14 protein-coding genes are annotated in these 15,144 nt (G+C 27.6%); 3 read left to right on the forward strand and 11 right to left on the reverse strand.

All coding sequences use genetic code 11. The features are described 5' to 3' along the window. Positions 1–5: 5 nt before the first annotated feature. Genes crcB through AVANS_RS02460 form a run of 4 tightly spaced genes read right to left on the reverse strand, consistent with a single transcriptional unit; the run spans position 6 to position 3,442 of the window. On the reverse strand, positions 6–371 hold the full coding sequence (crcB, locus tag AVANS_RS02445; RefSeq protein WP_239818071.1) for a fluoride efflux transporter CrcB: 366 nt from the start codon (positions 369–371) through the stop codon (positions 6–8). Further along, on the reverse strand, positions 368–1,042 hold the full coding sequence (locus AVANS_RS02450) for a lysophospholipid acyltransferase family protein (RefSeq protein ID WP_239818072.1): 675 nt from the start codon (positions 1,040–1,042) through the stop codon (positions 368–370). The genes crcB and AVANS_RS02450 overlap by 4 nt, the downstream gene beginning before the upstream one ends. Beyond that, entirely contained in the window at positions 1,035–2,183 is a 1,149-nt protein-coding gene (locus tag AVANS_RS02455) for an SH3 domain-containing protein (protein ID WP_239818073.1), read from the reverse strand. The genes AVANS_RS02450 and AVANS_RS02455 overlap by 8 nt, the downstream gene beginning before the upstream one ends. Then, entirely contained in the window at positions 2,183–3,442 is a 1,260-nt protein-coding gene (locus tag AVANS_RS02460) for a S41 family peptidase (protein ID WP_239818074.1), read from the reverse strand. Before AVANS_RS02460 ends, AVANS_RS02455 begins: the two co-directional genes overlap by 1 nt. Before the next feature lie 190 nt (positions 3,443–3,632). Here AVANS_RS02460 and AVANS_RS02465 point away from each other — a divergent pair, with 190 nt between their 5' ends. Beyond that, on the forward strand, positions 3,633–6,200 hold the full coding sequence (locus AVANS_RS02465; RefSeq protein ID WP_239818075.1) for an ATP-dependent Clp protease ATP-binding subunit: 2,568 nt from the start codon (positions 3,633–3,635) through the stop codon (positions 6,198–6,200). Positions 6,201–6,211: 11 nt separating this feature from the next. On the opposite strand, the gene AVANS_RS02470 is transcribed toward AVANS_RS02465, so the two are convergent. Genes AVANS_RS02470 through AVANS_RS02490 form a run of 5 tightly spaced genes read right to left on the reverse strand, consistent with a single transcriptional unit; the run spans position 6,212 to position 9,182 of the window. Next, positions 6,212–7,288 (reverse strand): SLC13 family permease, encoded by a 1,077-nt coding sequence (locus AVANS_RS02470; protein WP_239818076.1) that lies wholly within the window; start codon positions 7,286–7,288, stop codon positions 6,212–6,214. Positions 7,289–7,321: 33 nt separating this feature from the next. Continuing rightward, on the reverse strand, positions 7,322–7,747 hold the full coding sequence (locus AVANS_RS02475; RefSeq protein ID WP_239818077.1) for a hypothetical protein: 426 nt from the start codon (positions 7,745–7,747) through the stop codon (positions 7,322–7,324). A 46-nt stretch (positions 7,748–7,793) separates the two neighbouring features. Then, on the reverse strand, positions 7,794–8,321 hold the full coding sequence (locus AVANS_RS02480; protein ID WP_239818078.1) for an SCO family protein: 528 nt from the start codon (positions 8,319–8,321) through the stop codon (positions 7,794–7,796). Between the two features lies 1 nt (position 8,322). Then, positions 8,323–8,754, reverse strand: a complete 432-nt coding sequence (locus AVANS_RS02485; protein ID WP_239818079.1) for a hypothetical protein — start codon at positions 8,752–8,754, stop codon at positions 8,323–8,325. Continuing rightward, positions 8,754–9,182, reverse strand: a complete 429-nt coding sequence (locus tag AVANS_RS02490; RefSeq protein ID WP_239818080.1) for a copper chaperone PCu(A)C — start codon at positions 9,180–9,182, stop codon at positions 8,754–8,756. Before AVANS_RS02490 ends, AVANS_RS02485 begins: the two co-directional genes overlap by 1 nt. 147 nt (positions 9,183–9,329) lie before the next feature. Here AVANS_RS02490 and AVANS_RS02495 point away from each other — a divergent pair, with 147 nt between their 5' ends. Together AVANS_RS02495 and AVANS_RS02500 are read left to right on the forward strand one after the other, a co-directional pair. Further along, positions 9,330–10,292, forward strand: a complete 963-nt coding sequence (locus tag AVANS_RS02495) for a L,D-transpeptidase family protein (RefSeq protein WP_239818081.1) — start codon at positions 9,330–9,332, stop codon at positions 10,290–10,292. After that, positions 10,292–11,281, forward strand: a complete 990-nt coding sequence (locus AVANS_RS02500) for an alanine racemase (RefSeq protein WP_239818082.1) — start codon at positions 10,292–10,294, stop codon at positions 11,279–11,281. The genes AVANS_RS02495 and AVANS_RS02500 overlap by 1 nt, the downstream gene beginning before the upstream one ends. Before the next feature lie 317 nt (positions 11,282–11,598). Here the strand turns inward: AVANS_RS02500 and AVANS_RS02505 are convergent, their stop codons facing one another. Together AVANS_RS02505 and ppsA are read right to left on the reverse strand one after the other, a co-directional pair. After that, a complete protein-coding gene (locus tag AVANS_RS02505; RefSeq protein ID WP_239818083.1) occupies positions 11,599–12,615 on the reverse strand; it encodes a hypothetical protein in 1,017 nt (338 codons plus the stop codon). Positions 12,616–12,756: 141 nt separating this feature from the next. Further along, on the reverse strand, positions 12,757–15,117 hold the full coding sequence (gene ppsA / locus AVANS_RS02510; protein WP_239818084.1) for a phosphoenolpyruvate synthase: 2,361 nt from the start codon (positions 15,115–15,117) through the stop codon (positions 12,757–12,759). Positions 15,118–15,144: the final 27 nt, after the last annotated feature.

The raw sequence follows: 15,144 nt of genomic DNA on the forward strand, positions 1-15,144 counted from the left end.
TCTCCTTATTTAATATAGTTTAAAGCAACATAAGTTGCTATTAGTCCAAATATTAAATTTAAAATAATATTTGCACTAAAGGCAACGAAACCAAATCTTTTAAAAAGCTCAATGCTTTCATAAGATATAGATGAAAAAGTAGTAAAAGCTCCTAAAAAACCAACAACTATTAATAATCTAAAATTACTTAAGCTCTCATAATTTTTAGCAAGTGCATAAAATAATCCTATCAAAAAACACCCTAATACATTGACAATTAAAGTTCCTGCGACAAAGAATTTGAATTCGGAATTACGATTTATAAAAGTGCTTAATAAATACCTAAAAACTGCTCCAAAAGAGCCGCCTAAAGCAACCATTAATATATTCACTTATTTTCCTTGAAATATTCATTAATAGCTTCTTGCATTAAATCTCTTGCATTGTCTAATTCGTTAGCTTGCAAAGGTTTTAAAGGTATTATTGTAAGCTTTTTACCTAAGTGAATTGATAGTTTTTTGCTATCTAAAATCTCTTTTGAGCCTATAATTATAACAGGTTGAACCACAACATCAAGCTTAGTAGCTAGCATTGAAGCACCTTTTTTAAATCTTAATAATTCATAGCCATCATTTCTAGTTCCTTCAGGAAACATTGAAATATTTCTATTAGACTCTAGTCTATCTTTTGCTTCGTTAATTACTCTTATAAAATCTCTTGCATTTTCTCTATCAATTGAAATCATTTTAGGTAATTTAATAATATTTCCAAAGAAAAATATCTCTTCAATTTGTTTTTTTGCTATCCAAGCTAAATCTTTTGGATAAACATCTTCAAGTGCGATAATATCAAGCATTGAGCGATGATTTAGAATAATCATTCTAGCGTTATTATCAAATTCGCCTTTTACTTCTATTTTGTAAAAGCATAGTTTTTTAATAAATTTAGCCCATGTTTTTCTAATGATATAATTTTTTTTAGGAAATAAAAACATCAAAATTATTACAATAGCAATGCTTATTGCAATAATTAATGCCAAAAAAATAGTAATGATTTTATTCAATATCTTCATTTTTTACCCAGCCACTCGTATCTTCATCTAAAGCAACTTTAACAAAATCATCTTTTTTTGCTAGAACTTTTACTTCTTTTAAGTTTGTGTTTTTATAAAAAATTGTTGAATTATTTGTAGGTAATATCCTAACATTAGCACCTGCTTTTAATTTGGCATTGCTAAATTCTCCACCATCAATAAATGCAAAAGCAATAAATACTAAAGCAACAGCTATTAAAGAAAAAAATCTTTTAAATATAACAACAATTACAAGACAAATTATAGCTAAAATCAAGCTTCCTATTTGTAAATAAAAATTAATTTCTTTTGTAATAGGATTTAAGTCAGTTTGTGTGCTAATTTCTTCTGATTCCACAACTATATTATTTGAATATTCTATAAAATCATTTTGAATTGGGTCAAAATAAGAAAACGAAAAACTTTTTAAATTGTTTGGAAAAATTAGTGCAATAGAGCATTTTGCATTCTCATAATCTTTGCCTACATTTGTAATGCTTTGAGATTTTACATTTTTTAAAGAAAAGTTATTAAAGTTTGTATTTTCAGCTTTTGCATCCATTCCACAAATTGTGCTTGTTTCATCGTATTCGGTGCATTTTAGATTAGTTATTTTTAAATTACTTGCAACTAATTGCGAATAATCTTTATTGAATTTTAATTCATTTATACTGATATTATTAAGACTAATTTTAGCATTTCCGATTTCTTGCGTATTTCTAAATAGTTTAGCACTAATCGAGTTTAATTTAGCATTTGCTGTATTTGCTTGAAAATAAACACGAGTTTTATACACACCATTTTCGCTACTAAATTTTATATCTTTAGTAAGAACTTGCATATCAATGCTTTTTTCAAATTCTATTTGTGGAGTAAAATTAGTTTTATGGTTTGAATTAATGGTTATATCTGCATAAAAAACTTCTTTAATTTTTACTTCACTTTTTGAAAAATTTGCTTCTATTGCTAGTTCAACAAAATCTTTAAATTCTTCTTTAATATTGCTATTAAAACTACTAGCTTCTTCATTTTGATTAAGGTTTGTATAAACTTGAGCATCCATTACGCTAAGCTCCTTAGAAGGAGCTGCAAAAAGTGTTATAGCAAATATTAAAAAGATTAATTTTTTCATTAATTTCCTTTAATTTCTAATATTTTTAGAGCATCAATTGCTGATTTTAATTGAGCGTCATTATTGATTTGTTCTTGGGTCATTGTGTTTTTATCGTTTTTATTTTCTTTTTTGCCATCAATTTTTTCTAATTCATTTTCTAAATGTTTTTTAAGTTCGCTTTCTTTTATACTAAAGCCTTCTTCTTCCATAGTAACTTTTCCTGGATGAACGATGATATCAGGAGTAACACCAACTGCTTGAATGGTTCTTCCGCTTGGTAAATAGTATTTTGCAATTGTAAGTTTTACACCTTCTTTTGCATTGATTTCTCTAATCATTTGAACACTTCCTTTACCAAAAGTCTTTTCGCCCACAATAATAGCTCTTTTTCTATCTTGCATTGCACCACTTACGATTTCGCTTGCACTTGCACTTCCGCCATTTACTATGATACTAATAGGAATTGTAGTATTTATTGCAGCTTTTTTAATTGCAATTGTATCTATTTTAGCATTCTCATCTCTTCCTTTTTGAGATACTAAAACTCCGTTATCTATAAATAAATTTAATAAATCAGTAGCTTGATTTAATAAACCACCTGGATTGTTTCTTAAATCAATTACAATTCCTTTTATATTTTTATTAAGTGTTAAAGCTTCTTTTACTTTTCCTACAACATTTCTATCAAAGCTAGTAATTCTTAAATACAAATAATTAGTATTTTCAATATTTTTAGCATAAACACTTTCAACTTTTATAATATCTCTTGTAATCGTAAAATCTAATGGCTTTTTCTCGCCTTTTCTATAAATTGTAATATTAATCTTAGTATTCGGTTTGCCACGCATTTTAGAAACTGCATCATCAAGACTCATTCCTATTGTGCTTTCATTTTCTATCTTTAAAATAACATCTCCTGCTTTAATTCCAGCTTTATCAGCAGGTGTTCCTTCTATCGGTGCAATAACTGTTATTGCATTATCTTTTACTGATAATGTCATTCCAAGACCACCGAATTCTCCGTTCGTGCTTTCTTGAAGAGATTTGAAATTTTTTTCGTTTAAAAACGCTGAGTGTGCATCAAGATTGCTAAGCAAACCTTCTAATGATTTATCAACTAATTGTTCTATTGTTATTTCATCAACATAGTTTGCCTCTATCATTCTAAAAGTTTTAATTAGTTTAGAAAAAGCTTGTCTTTCTGCTTCTTCATCGGTTTTTGCAAACAACGAAATTCCAAGTGCAATACATAAAAATATTTTTTTATTAAGTTTCACGATAGCTCCAATAAGATTTAAGATAAAGCTGTGATTTTAACGCAATTTTTTAAATACAAGTAAGCGTAAATCTGTAATTTTTAATAAAATACTTAGCACTTTAACTATTTAAGTGATAAAATTTATTTTATACTTGACAATGATACACTAAAGTTATATAATGCGTTCATTATCAATTAAAGGAGATATTATGAATATACAAGAAAAATTAACTAATCAATTTAACGAAACTCTAAGCCAAGCTGTAAGCTTATGTGTATTTAATAAAAACGGCAATTTAGAGCCATTTCATATATTATGGACCATTGCAAATGATTCTACTTCGATACTAAATCAAGTATTTAATAAGATAGGAATTGACAAAACTGCAATATCACTAATGTTAAAAAGCAAAGCAGACAATTTACCTAAAGTAGATGGAGTTAATGCTAATAATATTAAACCTAGTAATGCTTTATTAAATTCACTTGAAAAGGCTATAGGTTATGCACTAAGTAAGGGTGATAGTTATTTAAGCACTGATATGTGGATTATAAGCGAATGTGATAAAGGCGGTATTTGTGAGTTATTAAAAGATTATTGCGATTTATTAGTTTTAAAAAGCGAATTAAATGCTTTAAGGGGCGATAGAAAAATCACTGAAAAAGAGCAAGATGATATAAGTAATAAAGAATTAGAAAAATATTGCACTAATTTAGTTGAGCTAGCTAAAGCTGGTAAGCTTGATCCAATTACAGGAAGAGATAGCGAGCTTGAGCGTGTAATGCAAATCTTAATTAGAAAGAGTAAAAACAATCCTATTTTATTAGGCGAACCTGGGGTTGGTAAAACTGCTATTGTAGAAGCTTTAGCTCAGGCAATTGCTAATAAAAAAGTTCCAAGTAGCTTAGCAAATAAGCAAATATTAAGCCTTGATTTAGCTGCATTAGTAGCTGGGGCAAAATATCGTGGGGAATTTGAAGAAAGACTTAAAAATATAATTGAAAGTGTAAAAGCAAATCCAAATATTATAATTTTTATTGATGAAATACATACTATTTTAGGAGCTGGTGCTAGCGAAGGAAGTATGGATGCAGCTAATATACTTAAACCTGCTTTAAGTAGGGGTGAGTTTAAGACTATCGGTGCAACAACTTTAAAAGAATATAAAAAATACTTTGAAAAAGACGCTGCAATGCAAAGAAGATTTCAAAGTGTTATTGTAAATGAGCCAAGCGTAAATGATGCAATAGCAATGCTAAGAGGTCTTAAAGAAAGACTTAGCGCTCATCATAATGTTAGCATTAATGATAAAGCTTTGGTAGCTGCTGTAAAACTTAGTAATCGCTATATTCAAGGAAGATTTTTGCCTGATAAAGCAATTGATTTAATAGATGAGGCTGCGGCTGAACTTAAAATGCAAATAGAAAGCGAACCAGCAGCACTTAGAAATGTAAATAATAATATAGTTAGGCTAAAGGTTGAAAAAGAAGCATTGCTTATGGAAGGTGAAGATAAAAATAAAGAAAGATTAGCAGAAATTGCAAACGAGCTTAGTGAGTTAGGCGAAAATGAAAGAAAATTAAAAATGAAATTTGAAAACGAACAAAGAGTTTTTGCAGAAATTTCTAAAAAAATGAGCGAGATTAACGAATTAACAAACGAAGCAAATATAGCAAAATCTAAAGGCGATTATCAAAAAGCAGGTGAGATTGAATATGGCAAAATCCCACAAGCTAAAAATGAGCTAGAAAATGCTAAAGAAAATTGGAATAAATTAAAAGAAAGCGGAACCTTGCTTAAAAATGAAGTTGATGATGAACAAGTTGCATTAATTTTGGCAAAAATGACAGGAATTAAAGCTTCAAAATTATTAAGTGATGAAAAAGAAAAATATCTAAATTTAGAAAAAAGTTTAGAAGAAAGAGTTGTAGGACAAGATAAGGCTATTAAGGCTTTAGCTCGTGCAGTTAGGGCAAATAAAGCAGGGTTAAGCGATTCTAATCGTCCTATTGGAAGCTTTTTATTCCTTGGACCTACTGGTGTTGGAAAAACTGAGCTTGCAAAAGCTATTGCAAAAGAGCTTTTTGATGATGAAAAAGCTTTAATTCGTTTTGATATGAATGAATATGCTGAAAGCTATCGCGTAAGCAATCTAATAGGTTCAGCTGTTGGTTATGTTGGAAGTGATGAGGGCGGACAACTTACTGAAGCTGTTAAGAATAGACCTTATTCGGTATTACTCTTTGATGAGATAGAAAAGGCACATCCTGAGATATTTAATATATTTTTAAATATGCTTGATGAAGGGGCTTTAACTGATAACAAAGGCTTTAGAGTAGATTTTAAAAACACTTTAATAATCTTTACAAGCAATATTGGAGCGGCTAAGTTTGTAGAAATTAAAGATGAAAAAGAAAGAAATGAATTAATAAATAAAGAATTATTAAAATACTTTAAGCCTGAGTTTGTTAATAGACTTGATGAAATAGTAGGCTTTAATGCTTTAAATAAAGATTTATGCTTGCAAATTGTTGATATATTGCTAAAAAATACTAGTAATAAATTAGCTGAGCTTGGAATTAGTTTTAAAATAAGCGAAAATGCTAAGCTAGAACTTCTAAATATAGGTTATAGTGATGAATATGGTGCAAGAGCATTAAAAAGAACAATCTATCAAGAAATAGATTCAAGGCTAAGTGAGCTAATTTTGCAAGGGAATTTGAAATCGGAAATTGAAATTGACTTTAGAGAAGATTTCATATTCAACGCTAAATAATCTTATCCCGATTAAAGTCGGGATAATTCTTTTATACCTAATAAAACTACTAAAAAAACGATATTAATCCAAGTAAAATGAAAAATATATTTAAAAGCATGATTTTTATAACTAACCAAATAATATTTATATGAAATTAAACTCGCCATTGAAGCTATCAAAGTTCCTAAAGAGCCTATATTTACGCCTATTAATAATTCTTTAAAATCATTTGTATAATTAGCCAAAAATACACAAGCAGGAACATTGCTAATAAACCATGATAAAAATATGCTGTAATAAAAAATATCAATATTATTAAATTCTATAAAAAAGCTTATATTTTTTACAAAAATAAATAAATTAATAAAAATAATAATAATTCCAAAATCAGCTTTAAAAATAGAATTTTTATTAGCTAGTAATGAACCTAATATTACTATTAAAAATCCAAAATAAATATTAAAAATATCTAAAACACAAGCAATTGAAATGATAAAAAATATTATATTTAATAAAAAGATTTTGTTATTAATTTGATTTTTTTCTAAGGATTTGATTTTAATATTTTGATTTTTAATCTTTAAAATAAACAATATTAATAATAAAAAAGAAGCAAAACAATAAATATAAATAGTATTTATAAAATCAATTATGCTTAATTTAAAATGCGTAAATATAAATAAATTTTGTGGATTTCCAAATGGAGTTAGCATTGAGCCTAGATTTGCAGCTAGGGTTTGCAAGATTACAACTTGCATTGTTATATTTTCAACCTTTAGCTCTTTTAATAAATAAATACTAAAAGGAACAAAGCAAATTAATGCTACATCATTAGTAATTAGCATTGAAGTAAAAAAACATATAAACACCAAAGAACTAATAATTGCTCTTAGACTTTTGATTTTGTTTAATATAAAAAATGCAAGCAATTTAAACGCACCGATTAATTCTAAGGATTTATTAACAGCAATAAACATAGATAATAAAGCTAAAGTTTTAAAGCTTATAAACTCATATAATAAATTAAAATATTCTAAATAATCAATTTGTCTAAAGCTTATTAAAATTACAAAGCTAATTAATGAAAGTATAAATGTAAGTAACATAAATGTAATTCATTCCGAAAAACGGAATGAATATTAATAATCGTCTTTTTCGCTTACTTGATATTCAAGTTCTTCTACTCTATCGCCTAATTCATAGATATCTTGCTTTAATTTTTCTAATTCTGTGAAAATCTTATCGCTTGAGTTTTTATCACGATTTGTGTTAAATTGCTTGATTATATTTAATTCAGCTTTTAATTTTTCTATTTCGTTTTGTAAATCTTCAATCTTATTTACTTCACTTGACAATGTAGTTTCCTTTGTTTTAGTAGATTTTGCAACCTCTTCAACTACAACTTTTTCTTGCTTTTTAGCTGCTGGTTTTTTTACGCTTTCTTTTTTTGCACTTTCTTTTTTTACCTCTTCTTTTTTAGTGGTAGGTTTTTTAGTGCTTTCTTTTTTTGCAGTTGTTTTAGTTGTTTTTTTGGTTTCTTTTTCGCTAGTTTTTTTAGTAGCCATTTTTTCTCCTTTATATATTTAAAATCCGAATTGTAAAGGCAAAAGGTTAATTATTATCTAAAAATTCGTTAATTTTTTTCTTAACATTAGACATAGCAAGATTGCTGATTTCTCCTTTAAATTTGCCATTTTTATCAATAATATAAAAACTTGAACTATGAGCTACCGTATATTCTGCAGCACTATCTTGGTAAATATAATCGTATTTAACCCCATAGTTTTTCGCAACTTTTTTAAGCTCATCTTCGCTTGGCACTAGAGCTATTGAGTTTTTATAAAAATATTGAACAAATTCGCTAGCATCATTTGGCTCATCTCTTTTTACATCAAGACTAATAAAGATTATTTTTATATCATTTCTATTTAATTGTTTAATAGCTTCTGAAGCAATTGCCATAGAAGTAGGACATACATCAGCACATAATGTGTAACCAAAATATATTAATAAATTTTCGCCTTTAAAATCATTTAAAGTATAAGTTTTATCATTTGGTCCTTTCATGCTAAAGTCGTATTTGTTATTAAAACAAGCGCTTAAAAATAAAGTTAATAAAACTATTAATAATTTTTTCATCTTATCTCCTAACATCAAAATCAATAAACAAACCTAAGCTTTTATCTTTACTAAATAGCTCAAGTCTATATCTCATAGTATTTTCAGCACAAGTGCTAAAGACAATATTTGCTAAATATTCATTATCAATTCTTTCAAATTCTCCAACAATATCGCCCATATACATGTTAAGTCCATAAAGCCTTGCGTTTAAATCCTTTATCTCATCTAAATTTTTTATGATTATTTTGCTTTCTTCTAAAACTTTTAAAGGTTTTGGCTCAATATTAAATGAAATATCTTTACCTTTATAATTTATAACGCATTCTGTTTGGTTTAAATCACAAGCTAATGGGCTTAGCTCTTTTATTAATTCTCGCTTTTTGGAATTTGAATTAGGAATTAGAAAAAAAAGCCCTAGTAAAACTAAGGCTATTAAAATTATCTTTTTCATTAATGATGCATAGGAACTACTGCTTTTGCAGGAATGTCTTTTAATTTTAGTTTTTCTCCATTGCTAAAGCTTAGTTCTAAATTAAGTTTTGTATCTTCTTTAACGCTATCTTTAATCCCCATAAGCATTACATGATAGCTTTTAGGTTTAAGTTCTAGGCTAGAGTTTGCAGGAATTGTTGCGTCTTGTATTCTAATCATCTTCATCATTCCATCTTCGTGAATATGGGTGTGAATTTCTGTGCTTTGTGCAAAATCACATTTTGCATCAATTAATTTTACATCTTCGTTTGAATTATTTTTAATACTCATAAAAATAGCAGAGTTTTTTGCATTTGGTGGTGTGATTTTTACATAAGGTTCATTTACTTCAATACTACCTGCAAATAAACTTGCGCCAAGGCTTAATGCTAATAAAATCTTCTTCATTTTTAACTTCCTTTTTTAAAAATTTTTTAAGATTATAAATAAGCTATATTAATTGAAAGTTATAATCAAAAAAAGAAAATGTAAAATATTAACTTAGCTTTAAAATTAATTTTTATAATTAGTTCTTAACTTTATTAGGAGCAAATAGTGAAAAAAATCATAATTTTATTATTATCAATATCTTTATATGCCGATAACTTATTGCAACTTTATTTAAAAGATGGAATCAAAGCAGTTGAAGCAAAATTAGAATCTAGTTTAGCTGATGCAAGTTTTTGGAAAACACAATTACAAGGATTAGACTTAAAATACGGCTATTATAGTAATGATTCTATGATAGTAGTTGTAGATAAAGATAAGCAAAAATTAGTTTTATTTGAGCAAAAAAATAATAAACTAACCCCAAAATTTGAGCAAAGCGTAATAACAGGCTTAATGGGTAATAAAAACAAAGAAGGAGATTTAAAAACTCCAATAGGTTTTTATGAAGTATTAAACAAAATGGTTCCACCTGATACTTATTATGGGCCTTGGGCTTTTGTTTTAAATTATCCAAATTTATATGATAAAGTTCGTAAAAAAACTGGCTCAGGTATTTGGATACACGGCTTTCCACTTGAAGGCGATGTAAGATATGATGCGTATAAAACAAAGGGCTGCGTTGTTATGACAAATGATGTGCTTCTTGATTTTGAAGCTATCGTAAAGACAAATAAAACCTATGTTTTAATAAATGAAAAAGGCATAATGACTACAAATGCTGATGAAATAGCAACTCTTTTAGCTGATTTATTTGATTGGAAAAATGCTTGGACGAATAATGATGTTAATACATATTTAAGTTATTACAATGATGATTTTATTAAATACGATGGAGTTAAAATGGCTCAATTTAAAGAGCAAAAAAGAGCTATTTTTAGTAGAAATCAGCAAAAAACAATAAAGTTTAAAGATATAAATATAGCTCCATATCCTAATTTAGAGCAAAGAAAAATATTTAAAATTACATTTTATGAAAACTACGCAACATCAACATATAATTTTAACGGAGAAAAAACTTTATATGTTGAATTGCTAAATAACAAAATGTCAATTTTAACGGAACAATAATGGCTTTTATTAAGATAAATAAAGATAATTATTTTTATAATTTAAACGAATGCTTAAAAAGAGTTAAGGATATAAATAAGCTAATAATTATTCTAAAAGACAATGCTTACGGGCATGATATAAATATTATTAGTGATTTTGCATTAGAGTTTAATGTAACTTATGCAGCAGTAAAAAATCAAGAAGAAGCACAAAAAATCAAAGATAAATTTAAAAACATTTTAATCCTTTCTCAAATCCCAAAATATTATGAAGCAAAAGATAATTATGTATTAGCAATAAACGATATAAATTATTTAAATTATGTAAAAAAGGGCGATAAAATAGCCCTAAAATTAGATAGCGGAATGCATAGAAGTGGAATAAACACTCATAATCTTGAAGATGTTTTAAAGCTTATTAAAGATAAAAATCTTAAGCTAGTTTCAGCATTTACGCATTATTCAAGCCCAAATAATATAAAATTTCAAAAGCCAAATTATATAAAAATGAAAGAGTATTTAGAGCAAAATTATGATGAAGAATTATTCTTTCATTCGGCAAATTCTAGCACCTTGTTTTTAGGCGAAAATGATATTGATGGTGCTGCTCGTGTTGGCTTAGCTCAATTTGGTTATTGTGATGTTAAGGCTAATTTAAAACCTGTTTTAAGCCTTTGGGCAGAAAAAATTAGCTCAAGAAAAATCCATAAAAATGATAGCATAGGATATGATGAGGTTTTTGTTAGTGATGATGAATTTGTGGCTGCTAATTATGATTTAGGTTATGCTGATGGTTTGCTTTATTATAAAGGCGAAGGTGAAGTTTATTTAGCTGATGATAAAAGCAAGATATTAGGCAAAATCTCAATGGATAGCTTTAGCACTTATGATTTAGAAGATGAAGTTTGTGTATTTGATAATGCTTTAAAATATGCAAATTATTTTAATACAAATCCTTATGAAGCCTTAGTTAGATTAAATCCAAATATTAAAAAAATCATAGTTTGATTAGGAATTTAATTTCTTATTTCGTAATTCTTTTAATTTTTAATGTAATTTCTAAATAAATTTAAAGGAATTTGAAATAGGAATTTCATTTTTAGAAAAAAGCTTTTTTGGAACTTTTATTTTTTTAAGGGGAAAGGATAGGGAAAATTTTAGGGTATTTTCCATTATCTCTTTTTAAACTTTTTAATGCTAATTGAACGAAATTTTGCCTAACAACCTTTTTTTATTTCATTTACAAAAAAGCTAAATGAGTTTTAAAGGTAATTTTCTTTATTTTTTGTAATTCCTATTTTAAATTCTTTAAAAGATATAAGTGTTTATTTATCTTTTAATTCTCCTTTTTTATACATTGGTTGAAATTTATTAACAATAACATTAAGCATTCTGTATCTTATTTCCTTATCTTCTGGGCAATATTTATGTAAAGCATATAAATAATTAACCGAACCATCATAGATATTCTTTATATATACATTACTTTTATCTGTAAATAAAATAGCTTTTTTAAAGTATTCATTAATTTTTATTGTATCTGTAGCATTACAAATATAATCAGGTAAAGGTATATTAGTAACATCTATTTTTGAAGTTCCATCGTAGTAATTGTTTTCACTATAATATTTAAATGCCGAAGTGCTTAAGGCATTGATGATTACTTCTAGATATAATGCGTAATTAAATTTTTTCTCTGCTTGATATGTATAGTATTTATTAAAAGCTATATTTAAAAGCTCATAAATTTCACTTGCTTTATCATAATCTTTTATATAATACTCATATGACCTTTTATGTGGAGAATGAGACATGTATAGCATAACCAAACCAAGCATATTAGATAGTCTATATTCTGTCATAATATCTACATCATAATAAATATTGCCATAAGGCACTCTTTTTATCATTTCATAGATTTCTTGATAATCATCGTAATTTAGCTTGTCTAACATACTATAATCTTGTGTTTTTTTAGTTAAACCATACATGCGTTTATAATACAAAACCCACCACATAACATCTTCAATACTATCATCTGGCAAGAGCTTTTTACCTTCATCATAATAATTTTTAGCTATATTTAAAAAAGGTCTTACAATAAAACTATCGTATTTAAAAACAATATTTAATGTATTTGCAATATCAATAAATAAATATCCGGTTAAAAACTTCTCACTTGCTTCTGGGTTTTTGCTATATTTTTGTGGATTAAACCCTAATAAATATGAACTCATAATTAAAATATATAAAAGTGGAATTATTATAAAAATAATAAATAAAGCTTTATATAAAATCTTTTTAAAATTAAATTTAAAATTAATTATTTGATTTATATTCATATTTAACCTTGTGAAAATAAGGTTTATTATAGCAATAAAACTAGAAATTATGTTTTAATAAATATTTGTAATTCCTATTTCGTAATTCTTTGAAAAAAATGTGGAATTTGAATTAGGAATTTAACCTAATTCAAATTCTTTTTACATACTCATTAAGCGTTTATATGTAGAAATCACACTATCAGGATTAAGCGACATTGAGCTTATTTCTTTTTGTTTTAGCCAAATTGCTAAATCTATATGATCGCTTGGACCTTGTCCGCAAATACCTACATATTTACCTGCTTTTTTGCATGCATTAATCGCTCTTTCTATCATAAATAAAACAGCTTCATCTCTTTCATCAAAATCAGCTACTAAAATATCCATTCCACTATCTCTATCAAGCCCTAAAGTAAGCTGGGTTAAATCATTGCTTCCTATACTAAAGCCATCAAAAAATTCTAAAAACTCATCGCATAAAATAGCATTAGATGGAACTTCGCACATCATAATAACTCTCAAGCCTTTTTCTCCACGCTTTAAGCCGTTTTTTGCTAAGAGATTGATAACTGAGTTTGCTTGAGAAAGAGTTCTTACAAATGGCACCATAATTTCAATATTTGTTAGACCCATTTCATCTCTTGCGATTTTTAAAGCTTCGCATTCAAGCTTAAAGCATTTAGCAAAATTAGGTGCTAAATATCTACTTGCACCTCTAAATCCTAGCATAGGATTTTCTTCGTGCATTTCGTAAAGCTCTCCGCCTAATAATTTTCTATATTCATTAGTTTTAAAATCACTTAATCTAATAATCACAGGCTTAGGATAAAAAGCAGCTGCAATTGTAGCAATACCTTCAGCTAATTTTTCTACAAAAAAGCTTTTAGGATTTAAATAACCTTTCATAGCATTATCAATCTTAGCTCTTAATTCATTATCTATTTTGTCATAATCTAAAATAGCATTTGGATGAATTCCTATGTGATTATTTATAATAAACTCAAGTCTAGCAAGTCCTACCCCATCATTTGGTATTTGAGCGAATTTAAAGGCTAGAGCAGGATTTCCTATATTCATCATAATTTTTACATCACAATTTTTAACTTCAATTTCTTCTTGCTCTTTTATTTCGTATTTTAAAGCGCCTTCATAAATCCTACCTTCATCTCCATGCACGCAACTTACACTTACAATTTCACCATTTTTTAATACGCTTGTAGCATTGCCAGTGCCAACAACTGCACCAATTCCTAATTCTCTTGCAATAATTGCCGCATGACAAGTCCTACCACCCCTATTTGTAACAATAGCTGCAGCCTTTTTCATTACAGGTTCCCAGTTTGGATCAGTCATATCAGTTACTATTACATCTCCATCATTTACTAGATTAATCTCGCTTATATCATTTATTACCTTAACTACTCCGACACTTACTTTTTGACCTATTGCTCTACCTGTTATTAATACTTTTGATTCTTCTTTTAGCTCATAGCTTACATCTTTTTTCTTTTGTGATTGCACGGTTTCAGGTCTTGCTTGTAAAATATAGATTTTATTATCTATTGCGTCAAGCCCCCATTCAATATCCATAGGTCTTTTATAGTGTTCTTCTATTATTAGAGCGTATTTTGCAAGTTCGTTTATTTGTTCATCGTTTAGGCTAAATCTATCTTGTAAGTGTTTTTCAACATCTACGACTTTTACAGCGTTTTCGCCTAATTTTCTTTCTTCTTTAAACTCCATTTTTATAAGTTTTGAGCCGATTTTTTTTGAAATTATTGCTTTGCGACCCATTTTTAGGCAAGTTTTTGATACATAAAATTCATCAGGATTTACAGCACCTTGCACTACACATTCGCCAAGACCATACGATGAAGTTATAAATACAACATCACTAAATCCACTCTCAGTATCTAAGCTAAACATAACACCAGAGCTACCCTTATCACTTCTTACCATTCTTTGAATACCTGCACTTAGTGCTACATCAAAATGAGAAAAGCCCTTATGAACTCTATAAGAAATCGCTCTATCATTATAAAGTGATGCAAAAACCAAACGGATTTTGTCTAATACATCATCAATTCCGCTTACATTTAAAAATGTTTCTTGCTGTCCAGCAAAAGAAGCATCAGGCAAATCTTCAGCCGTAGCAGATGAGCGAACGGCAAAAGTTCCTAAACCATCGCTATCTAATTCTTTATAAAACTTTTTGATTTGTTCTAAAAATAAAGGTTGAAAATTAGCTTTAGTTATTAAATTTCTAATCTTTTCTCCACTTTTTGCAAGGGCATTTAAATCATCAGGATTTAAGTTTTTAAGCTCATTATTAATAATCTCATCTAAATTATTATAAGCTAAAAAATCTTTAAAAGCTTTAGCAGTAGTTGCAAAGCCATCAGGCACACGAACACCACTTCCGCTAAGATTTGAAATCATTTCTCCTAAGCTAGCATTCTTGCCGCCAACAATTTCTACATCACTCATTCTAAGCTTAGAAAAAGCTATAACATATTCCATAACCACACTCCTTTTTGTTAAAATCAT

This window comes from Campylobacter sp. RM5004, from assembly GCF_022369455.1.
In the GTDB taxonomy this organism is placed as follows: Bacteria; Campylobacterota; Campylobacteria; order Campylobacterales; family Campylobacteraceae; genus Campylobacter_E.

Excerpts from the sequence above, each read along its gene's own strand:
- ppsA (WP_239818084.1), bottom strand. The coding sequence starts at position 15,117 with ATGGAATATGTTATAGCTTTTTCTAAGCTTAGAATGAGTGATGTAGAA.
- AVANS_RS02505 (WP_239818083.1), bottom strand. The coding sequence starts at position 12,615 with ATGAATATAAATCAAATAATTAATTTTAAATTTAATTTTAAAAAGATT.
- AVANS_RS02465 (WP_239818075.1), top strand. The coding sequence starts at position 3,633 with ATGAATATACAAGAAAAATTAACTAATCAATTTAACGAAACTCTAAGC.
- AVANS_RS02485 (WP_239818079.1), bottom strand. The coding sequence starts at position 8,754 with ATGAAAAAGATAATTTTAATAGCCTTAGTTTTACTAGGGCTTTTTTTT.
- AVANS_RS02480 (WP_239818078.1), bottom strand. The coding sequence starts at position 8,321 with ATGAAAAAATTATTAATAGTTTTATTAACTTTATTTTTAAGCGCTTGT.
- AVANS_RS02455 (WP_239818073.1), bottom strand. The coding sequence starts at position 2,183 with ATGAAAAAATTAATCTTTTTAATATTTGCTATAACACTTTTTGCAGCT.
- AVANS_RS02470 (WP_239818076.1), bottom strand. The coding sequence starts at position 7,288 with ATGTTACTTACATTTATACTTTCATTAATTAGCTTTGTAATTTTAATA.
- AVANS_RS02475 (WP_239818077.1), bottom strand. The coding sequence starts at position 7,747 with ATGGCTACTAAAAAAACTAGCGAAAAAGAAACCAAAAAAACAACTAAA.
- AVANS_RS02500 (WP_239818082.1), top strand. The coding sequence starts at position 10,292 with ATGGCTTTTATTAAGATAAATAAAGATAATTATTTTTATAATTTAAAC.
- AVANS_RS02490 (WP_239818080.1), bottom strand. The coding sequence starts at position 9,182 with ATGAAGAAGATTTTATTAGCATTAAGCCTTGGCGCAAGTTTATTTGCA.